The sequence below is a fragment of the Candidatus Thorarchaeota archaeon genome (genome assembly GCA_021498125.1).
Taxonomy (GTDB): domain Archaea; phylum Asgardarchaeota; class Thorarchaeia; order Thorarchaeales; family Thorarchaeaceae; genus B65-G9.
Genome location: JAIZWL010000006.1, coordinates 51,327 through 69,223, shown reverse-complemented (window position 1 = coordinate 69,223; position 17,897 = coordinate 51,327). Strand labels below are relative to the sequence as shown.

The window sequence follows — 17,897 nt, the reverse complement described above, 5'->3', positions numbered from 1 at the left end:
TTTATCATTCCTAGAGAGTATGTAATTCGCCTATGAAAGCCACCTTTATACTTTACCAACTATAGGGCTCTGTGTGAAAATTCGGAAACATAGTGAGTGTGAACCAAATGATCACTTTTTTCTGTTCGAATCCAAAACTCTTCGGGATTCATTCTGACTTGAATGATCTATGTCTGTAGACTTTTCACACAGCTCCCAACTATAGAAAAGATGAAACTAGAGAAGAGGCACTCTAATCCGGAATACCGCACCCTCCCCAGGACCTGAGTCTAGAAGCTCAATGGTACCACCCAACATTGTGATGATCTCACGAATGAGATAGAGTCCCAGTCCGGTCCCTCGTGTTGTGACCCCTCTCTGAAATAGGCGTTCACGAATCCCCTTGGAAATCCCCGAACCGTCGTCCTTCACAATTATTTCCACATCCTCATCATTCTTCTTCACTTGAAAGGTGATATGTGCATCATCCCCGACATAGGTCACAGTATTTCGGATAAGGTTTTCAAACACCATTGGAAGAAGTGTGGTTCCAACAACTGGAAGCTCTTGATTCTCAGAAAGACCGGTCACGGTTATGGTCAGTCGGGGGTAAGTACTGAGCTGACTCTCGACTAACTTGTTAATTATATCGCGTAGATCACCAGATCCGCTCTCACGCGGCTTCCCAAAGGTCGAGAGGATTCGAAGAATTCGAGAACATACACTCTCAGTCGATTCGAAGACTTCGATCAGTTCCGGGCTCATTTCATCGTTCAGTAGAACTCTTGCAATGTCAATGTTAGAGAGTATCAACCCTATCTCATTACGTAGATCATGTCGTAGGAGAGATGCATAGAGCTGAAGCTCACGGTGCTGTTGTTCTTGCATCTTCTCGGACTTCAACTTGTCGGTAACATCTCGAAAGATTCCGATGGTGTAACGCGTACCCTCAAGCTCAAGATGGCCCATGTTAATCTGGACATCGACAAACGTCCCATCTCGTCGGGGGATTCGTATATTTTGAAGACGCTTGGGAACTGTGGTCGATCCAACAAGTTTCATTGCACGCTTTACGACTTGTTTAGTCTGCTTGCTGGAAACAATATCGACGACCCTCTTGAAAAGCACCTCTTCCGCGTCATAACCAAAGAGAGCAGAGGCGGCCTTATTCCAAAACACTACTCTGAAGTCATCATCAATTATGACAATTGCGTCATTTGAGGCTTCGGCAATAATTCTTAATTTTCCACGTTCAGCGTCAATAGTCTTCTGAGCCTGGATCATAGACGTGACATCTACAATATATCCGAGTGTGTATTCGATGATGCCCTGAGAATTCTTGTAAGGTGCGGCCTCGATCTGGATATAACGAATGTCGCCCTGCCCATCAGCGATGCGCACGGTATAGGAAGAGACCTCGCCCCGTAACCGTTTCTGGGTCTGCTCGCCTACTATATGCTTATCCTCATCAAGCACCAAGTCCGTAAACTTCGTATGAATTAATTCATCAAGAGACTTGTCCAAGATCTGGGAGGCAACTGGGTTTGCGTACAGAATCCGTTCGTCTTTATCAACCAACAATACTCCCGTTGGAATCTGCTCGATGATACCTCTGTAGACAAACGGGTCATCACAACAGTCGGTGATCAATTGAATGACATCATCAACAACAACACCAGTAGCCCGAATGCCAATTATCAGGGATTCTGAAACGATTGGGGAGAGAACCCATTTGATTATACCATCTTTCTCACCATGCATCTTGGTGACAAGTTCATACCGCTCAAGTTTTCCCGAGACCAACTGTTGCCTCACATCTTCAAGATCAACTGCATCAGGAACTCTTGAAATAAAGTCCTGAAAAGAATGACCAATAACATCACTGTGGTTCAGTTGCAGAACCGTGAAAAACCATTCATTTGCAACACGAATGATTCCATCTGGATCGAGGCCAAGTAAAAGTAGGCCCAAGTCATCGACCATTTGCACATTGGCATCTAATACATCTCTCAATCGGGAAGAGATGGAAGTAGTAGATCGATCTCGAGCCATGAGTATCACAGCCTCTCTTTTTTTATCGCTTCAAACCAGATGAGAATACTGATGCTGCACGTCGTGGTCAAAAGCGATATGGATTATTGACTAATAAAAAGTATGTAAGATACGTAAGTCTTATCGTCTGATACTATAGCGCAAAATAACTTACAGAGTGCGAGGCCTGCTTACACCACTGATCTCTAGCCGTTCCCAAACGACTTGATCACCAAGTTTGACAAGCACCGAATACAGTCGATCGGGAAGCACATCAAGTCTCCTGCTGATGTCCTCTATAGACCGAGAACCATTACAGAGCATTCGAGCGCGTCGCAATAACCGGTAATCTTTCTCTGGAAGACCAATAATATCTAAAAATGTATCAAACCGCGCATCATCTTTCCGAACAAGAGGACACAAGCGATAGACACGGACAACGCCCCAGATTGCAAGGAATTCAATAATACGCAACAGCTGGTCGACTTCCAACCCTAGCTTCTCACCGATATCGCGAATTGTCAGTTGGCCATTTATCATATCAATGACACTCCGCCCTCCGGCAAAGGTCCGATGAAACTCATTTAGAAGATCGGTGGACTGTAAGAAGAGATCAAGTGCATCCGGATTGATCTCGGGTACAACAAAGGGCCCCAGTTTGCCGGTCACCAACAAGAGTGCCTCATAATAGTTGATGGCCCGATGAACTTCGGTTTCAAAGTCATCAAATAACTCCTTGACGATTAATACACCGCCAAGCTCTGTGGAATAGTTGTTGAGGAACTTTTTACTGAGATCGCGCAAGACTGCACGAAGGATATGAATGGGAGCACCCGCATCAACTAACATGATAAAGATAGTATCTTTGTCCGCCTGCTCATAAAGAATCTCGGAGCCTTTAAACGAGAGACTCTGCACCGAACGTTCCCCAAATTCACTTGCAAAACTAGTGATCGCACTGAGAAAACCCGAGAGCAGTTCGTTCAAGCGTCGTTCGCCTGTGAACGAGTAATGGAAAATGGGTACTCCACCTGATGCGATCACCATGAATTCATGTACTTTCAGTCGGCCGGACAATTATTCATTCGCTCTCCTTCATTGTCATGGGGAAAAGTTCACATTTAAGGCATATCGTTTTCTGCATTATAGGTATGGACACAAGAATATCTTATTTGGATGAATTTGTGGTAGACCCATGTGTGTATAAACAGGTGAGTCTATGCTTGAATACAGAGAGTACCCTATAAAGAAGGCACTGACCCTCATTTGTCTTGCGCCCTTTTTTGCGTTTGTAACGAATTCGATCTATGCGCTCTCCATGGGAACATTGTTTTCCGGACTGACAATAGGCGACCACCTCTTTCTTCTGGGAATAGGACTGGTCGCTGCGATTCTCTCATTACTTGCATTGGCATTGATATTGGACAGAATTCACAACCCCACACTCATCATCTATGGATTCAGTTTTCCAGTTCCACTACTGTTCTTGATAGGGAATCTCTTCGGACTACAGACAAATTACATTTCAGGATTTTCAATAGCCGGTGTGATTATCCTCTTTGTGGGCCTTGTATTCACGCTGGCTGCTGTAACCGTATTCATGAACCAGACCATAGTCATTCGCTATCGTGGCCGTACAGTTGCACTCATGATCGTGATTATGCTTCTTATCGTACTGGTATCCAATCTGCTCGCACTTATCGGGTACCCAAGTTGGGAACCTGCAAATTCAATCACTGATATTTTAGTGATTGTAAGCATAGCCGTCAGCTTTTTCACTTCCCCCTGGAAATGGGATCGTCACCCACTCGCTGTGGCTGAAGATTCGAAGCAATATTTCAGACCGACTCTCTTCATTCTTATTGCATACATGCTCTGGTATTTCTCAACTCAAAAGAATATAGCAAATATATTCTCCATTGCAGGTGAACAGTTTATAAGCCTTGGGACATTTAGTGGCCTAGGAGCGTTTGAGCCGCTCATGCTCGCTGCGGGTGGAATCATAGCGGGGCTTGTTTCTGACATGAGGGGGCGCAAAGTGGGATTCAACCTTCTTGTCTTGCTCACTGGACTGCTTGCGATATTTGGTTCGACGTTTTACGGCATTGAGAGACAAGAAATCGCACCAGGAATCTACAAGACCGCTGTGATCCTAAATGCGGCACCATTGCTGATCTTTGAGCGCTTTGTGGAAGGCTTTATGCTTGTACTCCTTGTGATGCTAATCTGGTCGGAGATGGGGTCTCCGAAGACGCGAGCTCTAAGAATCGCTATAGTATGGTCATTCTTCTTGGGATATATGGCATTGTTCTGGGCTGTACAACTTGGTGCCTTTGGTTGGGTCATTCCTGATGTTGTAGGAGTGTATGGTCGAGAGTTTGCAATTCTGCTTGCACTTATTGCCTCATATTTGACATCTAATGTTCCCGAGATTCTTAATCGAGAGGTCGAGGTTGAGGCCCTAGAACTCAACTTTGATGAGGAACTCATTGAGGACACGGTAGGCGCCTTTGTAGGTGCTGATGATTTTGAGTCGATCCAGAGCCAACTGGACATCGGGGATGGAAAGATCAAGACCCCTGAGGGGACCATTGATGTGATGAGTGAGGACTTTAACAAAATCCTACCGTTCCGGAGTATTCCCGGGGTCGGCGAGTCCATGGAGTCACGACTCAAGAAAGCAGGATACAAGAGCGCGGCCCAGCTTGCTGGAGAGACGCCACAACGCCTAGCCTCCAAAGTCCCGGGCCTCAGTAAAGACAGAGCCAAGAAGATCCTTAGCGCAACCCGTAAACGAGTGAGAGAGATCCTCAGGAAGTTTGATCAGTAGAGTCGTACGGACCTAGAAGACCTCGCTTTCGGAGGGTTAGCCCTGCCGGACTATGAGGGGTCCTCAGGAGCGAGTCGTTAGACTTCTCAATCTCCCGGGCCTCATCTGCCAAGATAGCAGCAGCCCGCATCATCTCATGACCAGCCGTGACCATAGGCACATACCGTTTTTTCTTCTTGACCTTGAAAGAGGCGGTCGTTGTGACCTTTGCAATTCCCTCCAAGATCTTAATGGCCGCATAAGCCTTTGCGGCTGCATAGGGATTTGAGAAGTCACCAGAAGCGATCACGTCCTCCGCCGAGACCTTCATAGTGGGGAGAGATGGAGGTCTGTTTTCTTGTAGACTCGTGATGATATCATCAATGATGGATGTGAGTAGGCGAGTGACACCCGTTGCTGCAAAGACCTGTAGGAGATGTGCATTAAACAAGACCATCTCAGAGGGGTCTAGGAACTCGCGTCGTGCTCCTATCATAGGATCCATTGGCAGTATCACGAATCCTTGCCTGTCAAGTACAGAGGGGATTTTTTTGCCCGCCTCATCCTTTGTATAGAACGTCTTCTCAGCAGGACCATCAGAAACATTGAGCGTGGGTATCCCAGTAGCATGAAGCTGTTCACGCACTTTGGTCGGCCCGGGTAATGAAGCATTGGGACTAACGACAACCACCAAATCAGGGCCGTATTCAAGAAGAGATCCAAGAGTCGCGAGGCAGATATCCGGATCCATCTTCGAACCACTTGTAAATGCACGGGTTTCAATATCATTCCGTTCTGCACGCTCATCAAGCATAACATCTGCAAAAGGGACTGCCCCAATGCATCCAAGTTTAAGAATGCCAATCTTGATCCTCTCACTAGACATCGCAGAATCTCCATGAATTTGACCAAAGGCCTAACTCAAAATGCTTCCGGTGAAAAAGTGCACCGGATACGGATAGATCGAACTATCCCTCACTGTGCTTTTTGAGTCCAGCAGGATTGATCTCAAAGGACAGGCCAGTCCCAGCAAGAAGATCAAGTGAAGAGAAACGTTTGCCGCAGGAGACACAGGTCAGAACTATGAGAGGATCAGGTGTGACTGTGGAGCAACTGTTACAGAGAAGCTCGATACCCAGAACTTTAATCTTGCCTACAGGAATAGCCGTCTTGCAATGCTGGCATGAGATCTCTTCCATATCATCCATGATGACGCCATGAGTAATCTTTCCACAGGCGGGGCAGTGAAGCATGTAGACTTTGTAGAGATCAGTGGAATGACAATTCGGACAGCTGAGCGTGAGAGCCACCTCGGTCCCGCCACATTTTGTACAGACAAGTTTGCGCCCGTGACTCTTGGGAACAAGAATCCCCACGGAAACAAGATCGTTGAGAGTACGAGCAATCTCTTCATCTGACCCGGTGAGATATTCCGCAGCCTTGGGATATCGATCCGCAGCCTTAAGGATGTGCAAGGGCTCGATCTTTCCTACCCGGCCATCAATCATATCGTTAACAAGACGACGAACATCTTCCCGCTTGAGCAATTGGTCGCGTGATGAACTCTGCGACAATTGATTGATACGCTGAAACGCCTGAGCAATCTCCGAGTCCCAGTCTGAAGAGTTGAAATCGATTTCATCTACGAGTCGGATGAGATTTCGCTCTACAAGCTGTGGATCTTCGTGCTCGTCCAACAAGACCGCAATACAATTGGGCGTGGAGAGTAAAGAAATCACAAGACCACGCGAGAGGTTGGTATAGCCTATTTTGGCCTCTTGATTGATCCCATGCCCCATGAATATCCGAAGGGCCTCTTCTATCGTGAGAGAAGCACCTTCAGGATAAGAACGCCCAATCATCGGTCCCAGATTGTCGTCCCACCAAATTGCATGCATCTCTTTTGGCATCTCAGTCACGGTTCCAAGAATTAATACAAATACCGCATCATCACTTAATATCTTATGTGGGATTTGCTTAGCAGTAGGCCTAGAGTAGACAAGCCTCCTAGGAGCGGAGTAGAAGAATGACCATTTTGGTAGAATGCACCATAGGGACGAATGATTAGGACCAAGTGCTAAACTAAGAACTAAATATAAAATGAAAATGCGATACTGAATACGAACCATATAAAATGAGAACATCAGTACAACCGCTATCGCACCGAAGAGTATAAAACCAGAGGGCAGAGTTCGGGCGGGCAGTCAACGCGTTCAAGGGAAGCTGATTTAATGTCTACGCGTCAGATTCGGAGAATGGCCTTTAGTATCATCGTTGCGTGGGTTGTACTATCACCAGCAATTACTGTGTTCATTGGAATACCACAGATCTCGATAGCGAATAACGGTCACGTTATCGCAGAGATTTCGATAAATCACCCTCCGGATCTGTCGTTTGAAAATGGCACACACGGCAAGAATATCGTATGGAATGCTACAACGTCAGACCCGAAGAATTACACGATCACCCGCGATGGCGAAACATTTCTCTCAAATGAGTGGTTTGGAGAAGAGATAATAGCCAGCATGGATCGGCTCTATACTGATAATCTCACGTACTCACTGCCACGAACCTTCACGTTTGTCTGCACAGTCTTCAACAAGCAGAATGAGTCCGCTTCAGATGAAGTCATAGTCACTGTCGTTCCAGACAATGCAGCACCCATTATCACGCAGCCTGCCAACTTCTCATATGAAGAAGGTAGCTTTGGCCACTACATCAAATGGAACATCACTGAAACCAATCCTGATGTGTACAATGTCACTCGTGAGTCAAATGATCCAAACAGCCCTTCCAAAGTGATCGAAGCGGGTGATTGGGATGGCAGCAATATTTCGATCAATATCGATGGCGGTAATGCATCCTACTGGTACATCTACACGCTATTTGTCAATGACACCCTTGGACATAATTCCACAAGTGTCGTAAACATCACAGTTTATGAGGACCTGACCAATCCGACTGTCACATCTCCCGATGACATCTCTTATGAGTATGGTGCGAAGGGCAACAAACTTGAGTGGACCGTTTACGACAGTAATCCCAAGAATTACACAATCACGATCACGTATACGTACATCAACAAGACCTATGGATACTTCAAGGAGTCTGAAGTCCCACTTGACAACATAACGAACACGGACTGGACCCTAGTTAATCCTCAAGGCGACCAGATCTTTGTGTACATCGACAAACTGTACGTGGGAAACTACACTTACAATATCACACTGTTTGACAAGTTCGGACATTCAGCCAGTGATGCTGTCAATGTCACAGTCTACAAAGATGTCCGAGCGCCTGTTGTGAATGCCACACCAGACTATTCCTATGAGGAGGGATACACGGGATACTTCGTCAATTGGTCAATTGATGAGAGCAACCCAAAGACATTCAACCTTACTCGAGATGGCGAAGTAATTGAAGCAGGCACATGGGAGAACATGGCCTTCAACGTGACCGCGGATAATATGACTGTGGGCATGCATATCTTCAATCTCACGCTCATTGACTACTTTAACCAGACGACAATCTCGTTGGTCAATGTCACCGTCACTCCAGATGCACATCTGCCACTGGTCACGGACATTGCAGTGATCCAAGCGTACAATTCTCCTGAAGAGAATAACCTCACTGTCCAAGCGTATGCGTGGGATCTGAACAACATCTCAGATGTGAAAGTCGAATGGCGCATCGATGAAACGAACATTCACCAGAAGAATATGACCCTGTTTACTGATGGAATGTACATGGCAGACATAGGAGCATTTTCAATCGGCTCTACTGTCTACTATCGAGTTCTTGTGACCGATAACTCCACAGCGCACAACGTCTACACGTCAGAGTGGACACCCGTTGTAGTGACAGGGTTTACCGAAGACATCACTCCCCCATTGCTATGGGTGCCAATTCTCATACTTGGTGCGCTATCCTTACTGGTCATCACATACTTGTATATCAAGACCAAGACAAGATAGACCAACTATACATCGAGCAGGCCCAGTACTTTTTCAGGGGCCTGCACTCTATTCTCTTTTGTAAGTGTGAGAAGTAAGACATCAGGTCTCGCTCGTACAGCATCAAGAAAATCTAGAGAACGTTGTTGGATAGTCCCTATGACACGACCCGTATCCAGACAGCGTGAGACCTCATCTCTGAAGGACTGAGAGAAGAGTTCCATCTTTGCGATCTCGTCCACAATAATGATCTTGTTGGTTTCGCGTGCTGCACGCATCGCAGGAACTGCCACTCGTTCAATATCCGCAACATTGATTCGATATTTCCCAAGACGCGGTCCTGTCACGCCCTTAACATGTGCCAGAATGCCAAGTTCGCCAGCCAGTGAGATAATCTCGAAGCCTACACGCTGGCGGTCTTGACGAATCTCCCGTGACCAGAAGCCGCCTGCAACAGCAGATCCTAATCGTTCTACAATGGTCTGGATCGCTGTGGTCTTACCGATTCCAGGAGGGCCAGTCAGAAGAATGTTCATCATCATCTTTTCGTGCTTGCATATTTATCTATTAAACTGTGGGAAGAGAATAGTAACGCATTGCTTTTGCACGGGCCATATTCCGTATGGTTCTGAGTGGTTTCCCCTCGATGACCTCGGCCTCAAGAATTCCAGCCGCGACCATCTCTTGAAAGATATGCTCAGCCTCTACGGAACGAATGATGACTGAGGTCCACTCATCATCAGAGCCAAAGTTGCCACAGGAGATATCACTATTCTTGGCAGTGAGATCGTGACAGTACGAACAAGAAGAAGCACCTATCGAATCAAAGACAGAGAGGGGCCACTCGCGGACCTCATCACCAACAAAGACACGAAACTTTCCGGCTGTAATCTCCATCTTGGTGATCTCGGTCATCCCAAGGTGCGACTCGGCCATGAAATTTCTCAGTCGTTTATAGTCAAAGGCCTTCATACAAAAGAGACCGATCTTGAAGACATGAGCAGCAGACTCCACTTGTAACAGACCCGCAGGATGGGTCTCAAGTTTGTGAATGGCGTCAATGTCACACGAAGTCCCGACAACAGCAATACGCGAGAAACCCTGTCTAAACCCGTTCATCATCTCCTGAACAACAGGAGCGTGTGTATACCATGTCCCGCCTGACGCTTGAACCTCTTCAGGAGTTCTGACAATGGTGGAAACTGGCCGCCATTTCCGTCCATCATCATGACGCACGACCACAGCTCCATCGGTGAGATCATTCTCCAACATATAGGCAAGAATGGCAGTGACCACACCACCGTTTTGTCCACCATGGCCTTCCTTTACACGGGCCTGCCAGACACTCCGGAATTCGCCAAGGAGATCGTCCCAAAAGACATGGGTCCGTGGACAGACGACATAACAGATCCCACAAGCACTACACTTACCAGTCAGCGTGGGAACGAATCGATCATCGGTCTCTACTAGGGCCAATGCATCCTCAGGGCAGTTCGAAACGCACGCCCCACACTCGGTACACGCTTCACGATCTATAACATCTTTCTTTAGTCGTCTGAATGCAAGACGCTTCGTGTTTGCCTTTAGCCATCGTGACCCACGGGCAAGGCCTCGTGCAACATCCACTGCCATATGAACAGACTCCAAGTGAGAACAAAGTGTGTTGCTTTTAGATATGACGGAAACACTGACCGATATTTTTCGCGTTTTTCGTTTTGGTGGTTCATAAGCTCTAAGGAATACAGTCAAAGAAACATAATATGGCGAGAAGCACTTATTTTTCCTATAATATTCAACGATTGCTCCCAAGTTGGTGTGTCAAGTGATGCAATTAGAACCCGAGAACATGGTCGTTCTCGCACTCTGGATCGTTTTGTTAATACTGGTTCTCCTGTTCATTTACCAGACATTCAGAAAGAACCGACGAGCACATGTATTGACTATTGCCCTCATCTTCGGAATCATTGGTCTGACACTGTGGGCGTTCCGGCCATTCCTGCCAGACTTCCTGAACTCGAATACATCAGTCTTAGCCAATGGCTTTGCGTACATTTTCATGTACTACGCGATATACATTCATTTTGAACAAGTATCACGTCTGAGACCTCAGCTTATCCGACTCGCAATAATGAGTGCATTTGTGGGAATGGGAGTAATCACTACGGCAGTCATGATCACGCAGGGGACAAGCATCCATCAGCTGACGATGGCCAACGACTTTGCTCATGATGCAATCCGCATGAACGCATTCTTGTTCGGAGCGTCAGTATCCATCAAGAGCTGGATGATGACGCATGAGCGTGAAGGGATGGTCGAGACCTCAGCACTGCTGGTCTTGGCAGTTGGAGGGATTCCCCCGATCATCGGGAACTTTTTCTCACTCAAGTCTATCGCTGAAGTATCGGTCTACGAGATAGGAGATCTGGTCACCTTTATCGGATTGGTCATGTTGATAGGAGTGTACCTTGGAAATCCAAATTATCTGTACAGGCTACCAACACCACTCTTTCGGATCATCATCTTCAACACTACTGGGATCGCGGTCTACTCCCGGGCAATACAGTCACGAGGCTTCGAAAAAATCGTTGTCTCAGACCAGCTCATGAGTATGTCAATTGCTGCGATCTCCTCTGTCCTCTCGGAGAGTCTTCAGACCAATGCGCAGCTACGACGAATCGACATCACCCATCGAACTCTGCTCTTCGAATGGCGTGAGGATCTCACGGCCCTGCTCATCTGTGAGCGAGCCACCTACTTCGCACGGCGTTCACTTCAGATGGTACTTGACTCGATTCCCGAGCCACTCTTCCTTGACCTAAAATCCGATTCCGTGAGAATGAATCCGGATATAGAGAGCACTCTTGACAGCCTTGTCAAAGCATCATTTCCATATCTGGTATTCTTGGACGAATCCGTACAGGAGAAACATCCTGTGATCGAAGCGGCGGATGTTGAGGAGGAGAAGGAAGAGAAGGAAGAAAAAGAGGCAAAGGAAGAAGATGTGAAAGAAGAAGAAGAAAAAGAGGACGCGGACTCATCAGTTGTTGAAACAAGTGAGTGATAAGTTGCAACAGGGAACGGGGGCCCGTTCATCATCATAGGGCCCCACTCTTCCATCCAGTATGTCACAGACTAAGTGGCATCACTAGGAGTACTTCTCGACGTGAGATCGTAATACGTCCTCGGAATTATCAGCCTTGACAAAGATCGGTACATTATCAAGTCCTGTGGCAATATAGCTTGAGAGCAACCACGAACCTGGCGGAAACTCTAGGGTCTTGTCGAGGATGCTAAGATCAATCTGAAATGAGCTGCTGACCACAGTCCGATCATAGGGTCGCGGAAGAGTCCCCACAAAGAAGGTATGCAGTTGCTGCAAGATGTTCGTATTCAGATAAGCAATCCGCTGCGTGGCAATAGCACCACCAAGCCCGTATTTTCGTCCCTGCCTGAGCAACCGCTCCACAGCACGACTGCAATCATCAAGCAGACCTGAGGCACGGCTAGGAATGAACTCCTGCGCCTCATCGAACACAAAGAGTATGTGAGGCTTGATCTCAAAGGTCTTCTTCCTGTATTTTAGAGAAGCACTGGTCAGACGGATCACAAGTTCTCTCAACGTGTCTGGGTCTGCAATGGAGATAATGATGAGCCGTTCGTCTCCGCCTAGCATCTTAAGAATCTCAGTAGTCGTCACACCTTTTTGGACAGCCCCTTGAGCTCGTTGAATTGAAATCTTCAACGAGTCTCTTGTCGATGCCCAAGCGTGAATGGTCGCACGTTCATTGACCTTGAACTTGGCCATTGCATCCATAGACGCCTTGGAGAGATGGTCAACAAAGTCATCATCGATCATATCACCCTCGTTCTTGCCCCACGAACCCATCCAACCAACCACCGAATACAAGATGTCATCCATCGCCTGAACATAGTTGGGCCGGTCAAGACTTCCATTCCGTAGCGTCCGAATCTCGCTCAGGATCGCACCATACGTGGGGATCTGAGTCGAGGGCGGACTGTAGAAGGTCACAACACCACGATCAAAGACCGATTCTAAGACCTTAGACGCGCGAGGGTCGTCCTCAAAGTCGCGGGGTTTGACTATTGATCGCGCAAAATCTGCCCCACTAGTTGCCTCTTGTTCGAGAATGACGGAGCTGGAGATCTTTGGGTCCAGAAGAACATCGCTGAGAAGGAAGGGATACTCACAGCTTATGTCAAAGATGACGAGCTTCGTATCGGGGCTGTGATAGAGGATTCGCCTGAAGAGGTTGGAGAGCAGGTTGCTCTTCCCACCACCGGTAAATGAGAAAATCCCAAAGTGATAACGAACGAGTTTCTCAAGATCAACATAGATAGGAATCTCTACGTCCGATTCCTGAAACATTCGTAACACACCAACCCGCGGATCTTTACGTGGGTTCGAAACCGTCTTGCCCGTCTTTACTCCAAGGGCCTCACGTACACGAGCATTGTACACGTAGTCTATGGTCTCCATACTCAGGACGTGAACCTTCGAACCAACAAGGGGATAAGAAAAGCCCTTCCGGAACTCAATCGTCCCATCCGGTAATACCACGAGGTCTTGGTTTATGGGAATCGCGGACATCTCAACAAGCATGGTCGTCTGGTCGTCCGTGTCCCAGTCATCAACCGCCTGTTCAGTGACCTCAAACTGTAGAGGGAAATAGTGGCTATCACTCACACCCTTGAGACCATAGTGCTGTGGCCAGACCTTTGAGATGACCATGACGGTAAAACGCTGAATGTTATCTTTGACACTCTTTTTCGACACGCCTCTGAAATTCGGTACTGCAAGCATCATGCCCTCTTCAAGCAAGGACATCAGTTCCTTGTTGTACCGGACTTTGATCTTGCACTCATACCGTGCAGCAGATCCCGCCCACTCTGAAGTATAATTCGCGGGCACTGTCACCACTCTGGCAAGGGTGCCATCAAAGATCCCATCAAAATCTGTAAACAATGTTTCAGGAATATTTTCGTGTGTGTTCAATGTCTGACCTCCGTTCTCTAAATGAACCCAGATAGAACAGATACTCTCTCAGCTCTGGCCGGGCGACCAACCATGCCTGTGTACTATTGATCACACGTACCTGTTCATCATAATGATACTTTGCGATCTTGTCCGCCTCGAAGAGCGGCCGTATATGACCGAACATCTCTGGAATACTTGCCTGCGTCATATGAGCAAAGAGCGTGATGATAAACTTCTGAATAGGATTGTCTGCCCCCTCATAGAAGATGACCGGAAGTGGCTCAGGCCCATAGTTATAGTCGTGCTGTAGAACCACCGTCTGAGGGTCGCCCACATCATACTGCGGATACGCAAGTCGATCATAGAGGAGCACATTACTCCGGAGCTTGGGATCACTACGTGCCTGCGATAATTGGAAATACGCCTTGATGAAAGTGCGATTGAGCGAGACCTGATTTCTCCGCGCACCAGAAACGAGACCCGGCTTCCTATCAAAATGCGGGACGATCGTCTTGAACGCTGTATCATATTCACACGTGGCCCAAGGGGTCTTCAAGCGGTTAAACTCCTGAAGAGAGACCCACTGGAGAATCATGCGGTCTGTGTCGGGGACATCGCCATGAGGACCAAAACCGCCCCGAAAACGACCTACATAATTGAGAACTGGCAACAACTGAGATTTGAGATCACGAGCCGAAGAGTCCTTGGCAACACCTACGAGCAGAGTGGGATTCTTCCAGCACTGGTCCATTGTAAGATACAACGACATCAGGCTAAGAAATGCTAAGTCGTTTGTAGTGATCCAACGCCCATCAATCTTGAAACGCTGGTCGTACAAGACACTCTCGTCAAGAGAGAAGATCCTCTCACATACGTCATCAACAAGATGAGCTATCCGTTGAAGGAGACCTCTCAGTTGAGGAATTGCATGATAATAGTCCTGCTTTCTCTTGATCACAGGGCCCACACCGTCTCGCGCCCGAACAGCCTCTTTAAGCACCTTATCAAGACGCCGTTCCCACATAGGTCCGGTAAGACCAAGATTGTTCAAGATTTCCTCCTTAGTCATAGGGCCTTTTGAGAGAAGATCACTAATGATACGCGGTAAGAGAAATTCGCCTCTGGCCGGGGGCGTATCAAGACCGGGATTGCCGATCAGACGACGCGCATAGGACCATTCGGTCTTGGTGAACTTTTTACCATCCACCTTACAACCAATGAGGCCACAATCTTTGTCAAGATCAATCCTCAACGGGGAGGTCTCAGCATAGAACGAAGACACCTCTGAAGAGAGAATCCGATCCATGAGAAGAATATCAACAGGATGCTCCTGCGTCACGAGCTTGTAACCCAAATAGAATTCCGAGAGCCCCATCATGTAATCTGCAAAAGCTGTGTTGTCGATGATCCAGTCATCCGAACGAGTCAAGGTCTCATCGATACGACCTTCTTCGTCACGGGTCAATATTGTCTGATCAATCATTGCCACTTCATTGATATAGACCGGCAGGACTGAGGAGATTCCAGTTCCTGACTCAAGACGCGACTTGCGGTAAGTAATTTCTAATCGTCCATCATCAGCAACAATGATTGTACCCTCAGAGGAATAGGCTCCAGCAAAGAAGACAATCAAGTCGAAGGTCGGGTACTTGTAGATCGTGCCATCGACTCCTGCAAAGGTCAGGTCTCTCTTTCCAAAGAATGAATCGACGAATTTCACGTCTGCCAAATCCGTCTGATATTGAATGAGTAAACGACTGAGAAAAGAATCGTATACATCCTTGAGCCGATCGAACCGCGCCTTGTAATCCACCACCTGCTTTTGGGCACCGGAGAGAAGCTGTGTACCAGTGCTTCGAATCCTTCGGGCAATTGTCGAACGCGGTTCTGCCAAGTATATCCCTCGCTTACCGGTTTACATTATCAGTTGGCACAAGGGCCTAATAAGAACCACTCTCCGTTTCAGCGAGTGATCCCTTAAGCATTTGAGTCAGTCTTGAGATAATTTGCACGGACCTTCAGAAGTACAGCCAGCAGAAGTGTACAGAGCACAGTTGCCACCGTGGCAAAGACATAGAGTGTACGCAACGAACCGGTCACCTCCCAGATATAGGCACCAATATTGGCGGCCACAAGTCCTGCGATCATCATTACGACACGGTACGTCCCCAACGCACTCCCATGCCGATGTTCGGGAATCCCTTCAATCACAAGAGAGCTCTCGGCGGACATCCAGAGCACGAGAGGTGCAGCCCAGAGTATGTTGATGAGCACAAGCATCCATGCACCAGAACCTATGGCGAGCAGGCCCATAATGACGGCATTCCCCGCAATCGCAAAGAGAAAGGCCCCCGTCTTATTTCGGTCCGCAAAGCCACTGATCGTATATGATAACAGAGCAGAGGTAAAGGAATAGGCACTCCAGCTAATCGCGTACACTCCCTCATCGATCCCCCATTCACCGACACAGAGATTTCCAAAATAGGGCATTGTCATCCTGAAGAAAAAGGCGATTCCCACAGTGCCTGCCACAAGCAACCAGAACGGCCGCCCCAGCTTGGCAAAGGATCTGAGACCCTCAGTCTTAGCCTTGTCCTTCGCACCTGAACTTAGCGACTCCGAAACAAAGACCATAGTTGCAATCATTGCAAGAAGAGCAACAAAGAACGCAATGAGATAGAGTGTGGTCGGAACACCACCAGTCGTTAGTATATATCCTCCGAGAAGCGGCCCCATGCCATCAAAGATGTAGGTCGGGACAAGCACCATGGCAAAGATCCTGATAGAGTCCGTGCTCGCACTCAAAGAGATCTCGTCGGCGGGAATAGCGCGCGAGATGATCATGATGATTCCCCAGCCAAGGCGGATGAGACCAAAGGCAATGACTACATGGGGCCACAGGGGTAATGCATAGAGGAGTGCCAGTCCAAGCAGTATTGGAATGAAGGCCGAAATCAGTGTCACCTTACGGCCGAGCCGATCCGAGACAAAACCCGAGACCGGTGAGGCCACGAGTATGGCAACGGTCCCTGCTGTGAAAGTCACCCCCATTTGCCAGGGAACAATAATGGTCTCAAGATGAATTGAGAACTGCCAGAGCCAGAGGCTTGCAGAAAATTGAGCGATCCCAAGCACAAATGCCAATCTCCAGAGCCGCGAGTTCAGACCCAACACGGTGTCAGACCTTGGAGCGGGAAGAGATTGACCAGATCGGTGCATTTAGGACCTCCTTGATGACAGAGTTCTGGGTTCCTCTGGCTTATAGCCATACCGAAACTGGCCTGAGAAACGTGGAACGAATACCGAAAATCAAGTGCCAGTGAGAGACCGTAGCAACTCAGAGCAATATTCTATCAGGCATCTTTAAACGAGCGACCGGATCATAATTGCATCAGCAGCAATCATAAGGGGATGGGAATCAACAACACAATCCTTTATGTGTCGTGAATACGTACCTACACTGAAAATAATCCGAGAGGAGACCTTCATGAGCGAGGACATTGAACCAGCAACCGTGGATGAGGAGACTAAGATAGATGTGACCTCCCTCTTTAGAGGCACCGCCACTGTGGCGTTTGTAACACTCCTCACCAGTGGGATTGCAGCCCTAGGCTCAATTGTGGCCTATGCTGTAAGTAGGCCGGGAGGAGTCATAGAAAATATTGGTACGGACACTGCAATCTTTCTGCTTCTTCTCGGTGCAATGATCACGCTCTTCTTCTTTCTCGGAGCCATCGGTTTCTTTGTACGAGCAAACCGCCGACTCGGACGAGTCGTCATCGGCCCAGACCTCGAGGCTGTGGATCTCAGCAAACCGGGAGTCAAGACTGTGATCATCATGTATGGTCTTGCGGTGGGTCTCATTCTGATCATGGGCCTGTGGGGATACTGGCTGGTCTACAAATACTACCTCATCACCCTTGCCACTACATCGCTCAGCTTCTTCGCATTCACAATCGCAGTCGGAATCGTCATCATGTCCATCTTGATAGAGATCGTGCTGATAGCAATTGGCCGCACTGCAACAGGTATGGTCCACAAGGTCTTGGGAATCGAAGAATAAAATAGCATACGTGACCATTTGGTCAAATAGGGAGCTAGTTACTCACGTGTACTAGCAAGAGTCATA

Annotated in this window: 13 protein-coding genes; 4 read left to right on the top strand and 9 right to left on the bottom strand. The window is 47.8% G+C overall.

Translation table 11 applies throughout. The features are described 5' to 3' along the window. Positions 1 to 216: 216 nt before the first annotated feature. A complete protein-coding gene (locus K9W43_12040; protein ID MCF2137954.1) occupies positions 217 to 2,031 on the bottom strand; it encodes a PAS domain-containing sensor histidine kinase in 1,815 nt (604 codons plus the stop codon). 150 nt (positions 2,032 to 2,181) lie between these two features. Further along, positions 2,182 to 3,087, bottom strand: coding sequence for a hypothetical protein (locus tag K9W43_12035; GenBank protein ID MCF2137953.1), 906 nt, complete (start codon positions 3,085 to 3,087; stop codon positions 2,182 to 2,184). Between the two features lie 142 nt (positions 3,088 to 3,229). Between K9W43_12035 and K9W43_12030 the strand changes: the two genes are divergently transcribed. After that, entirely contained in the window at positions 3,230 to 4,840 is a 1,611-nt protein-coding gene (locus tag K9W43_12030; protein MCF2137952.1) for a hypothetical protein, read from the top strand. Here K9W43_12030 and K9W43_12025 read toward each other — a convergent pair. Both K9W43_12025 and K9W43_12020 read right to left on the bottom strand, forming a co-directional pair. Next, the gene (locus tag K9W43_12025) at positions 4,821 to 5,705 is read right to left on the bottom strand and encodes a F420-dependent methylenetetrahydromethanopterin dehydrogenase (protein ID MCF2137951.1); all 885 of its coding nucleotides are present in this window, start codon (positions 5,703 to 5,705) and stop codon (positions 4,821 to 4,823) included. The genes K9W43_12030 and K9W43_12025 overlap by 20 nt on opposite strands. An 82-nt stretch (positions 5,706 to 5,787) precedes the next feature. Further along, positions 5,788 to 6,729: a hypothetical protein gene (locus K9W43_12020; GenBank protein ID MCF2137950.1), complete on the bottom strand. Its 942-nt coding sequence runs from the start codon at positions 6,727 to 6,729 to the stop codon at positions 5,788 to 5,790. 321 nt (positions 6,730 to 7,050) lie between these two features. On the opposite strand from K9W43_12020, the gene K9W43_12015 reads away from it, so the two are divergent. After that, positions 7,051 to 8,793, top strand: coding sequence for a hypothetical protein (locus tag K9W43_12015; protein MCF2137949.1), 1,743 nt, complete (start codon positions 7,051 to 7,053; stop codon positions 8,791 to 8,793). Positions 8,794 to 8,798: 5 nt separating this feature from the next. On the opposite strand, the gene K9W43_12010 is transcribed toward K9W43_12015, so the two are convergent. Then, positions 8,799 to 9,314, bottom strand: coding sequence for an NTPase (locus K9W43_12010; protein MCF2137948.1), 516 nt, complete (start codon positions 9,312 to 9,314; stop codon positions 8,799 to 8,801). A 25-nt stretch (positions 9,315 to 9,339) separates the two neighbouring features. Then, on the bottom strand, positions 9,340 to 10,404 hold the full coding sequence (locus tag K9W43_12005; protein MCF2137947.1) for a Coenzyme F420 hydrogenase/dehydrogenase, beta subunit C-terminal domain: 1,065 nt from the start codon (positions 10,402 to 10,404) through the stop codon (positions 9,340 to 9,342). 193 nt (positions 10,405 to 10,597) lie between these two features. Between K9W43_12005 and K9W43_12000 the strand changes: the two genes are divergently transcribed. After that, the gene (locus tag K9W43_12000; GenBank protein MCF2137946.1) at positions 10,598 to 11,833 is read left to right on the top strand and encodes a hypothetical protein; all 1,236 of its coding nucleotides are present in this window, start codon (positions 10,598 to 10,600) and stop codon (positions 11,831 to 11,833) included. An 84-nt stretch (positions 11,834 to 11,917) separates the two neighbouring features. On the opposite strand, the gene K9W43_11995 is transcribed toward K9W43_12000, so the two are convergent. The 3 genes from K9W43_11995 to K9W43_11985 all read right to left on the bottom strand — a co-directional run bounded on the left by K9W43_11995 (position 11,918) and on the right by K9W43_11985 (position 16,987). Next, a complete protein-coding gene (locus K9W43_11995; protein ID MCF2137945.1) occupies positions 11,918 to 13,786 on the bottom strand; it encodes an ATP-binding protein in 1,869 nt (622 codons plus the stop codon). Next, the gene (locus K9W43_11990; GenBank protein MCF2137944.1) at positions 13,761 to 15,662 is read right to left on the bottom strand and encodes a hypothetical protein; all 1,902 of its coding nucleotides are present in this window, start codon (positions 15,660 to 15,662) and stop codon (positions 13,761 to 13,763) included. The genes K9W43_11995 and K9W43_11990 overlap by 26 nt, the downstream gene beginning before the upstream one ends. An 83-nt stretch (positions 15,663 to 15,745) precedes the next feature. Then, positions 15,746 to 16,987: an MFS transporter gene (locus K9W43_11985; protein ID MCF2137943.1), complete on the bottom strand. Its 1,242-nt coding sequence runs from the start codon at positions 16,985 to 16,987 to the stop codon at positions 15,746 to 15,748. A gap of 268 nt (positions 16,988 to 17,255) precedes the next feature. On the opposite strand from K9W43_11985, the gene K9W43_11980 reads away from it, so the two are divergent. After that, on the top strand, positions 17,256 to 17,831 hold the full coding sequence (locus tag K9W43_11980; GenBank protein ID MCF2137942.1) for a hypothetical protein: 576 nt from the start codon (positions 17,256 to 17,258) through the stop codon (positions 17,829 to 17,831). Positions 17,832 to 17,897 lie beyond the last annotated feature (66 nt).

Bases quoted from the DNA above. Each gene is read 5' to 3' on its own strand.
- K9W43_11980 (MCF2137942.1), top strand. From the start codon at position 17,256: ATGAGCGAGGACATTGAACCAGCAACCGTGGATGAGGAGACTAAGATA.
- K9W43_12015 (MCF2137949.1), top strand. From the start codon at position 7,051: ATGTCTACGCGTCAGATTCGGAGAATGGCCTTTAGTATCATCGTTGCG.
- K9W43_12020 (MCF2137950.1), bottom strand. From the start codon at position 6,729: ATGCCAAAAGAGATGCATGCAATTTGGTGGGACGACAATCTGGGACCG.
- K9W43_12010 (MCF2137948.1), bottom strand. From the start codon at position 9,314: ATGATGATGAACATTCTTCTGACTGGCCCTCCTGGAATCGGTAAGACC.
- K9W43_12040 (MCF2137954.1), bottom strand. From the start codon at position 2,031: ATGGCTCGAGATCGATCTACTACTTCCATCTCTTCCCGATTGAGAGAT.
- K9W43_12000 (MCF2137946.1), top strand. From the start codon at position 10,598: ATGCAATTAGAACCCGAGAACATGGTCGTTCTCGCACTCTGGATCGTT.
- K9W43_11985 (MCF2137943.1), bottom strand. From the start codon at position 16,987: ATGCACCGATCTGGTCAATCTCTTCCCGCTCCAAGGTCTGACACCGTG.
- K9W43_12005 (MCF2137947.1), bottom strand. From the start codon at position 10,404: ATGGCAGTGGATGTTGCACGAGGCCTTGCCCGTGGGTCACGATGGCTA.
- K9W43_12025 (MCF2137951.1), bottom strand. From the start codon at position 5,705: ATGTCTAGTGAGAGGATCAAGATTGGCATTCTTAAACTTGGATGCATT.
- K9W43_12030 (MCF2137952.1), top strand. From the start codon at position 3,230: ATGCTTGAATACAGAGAGTACCCTATAAAGAAGGCACTGACCCTCATT.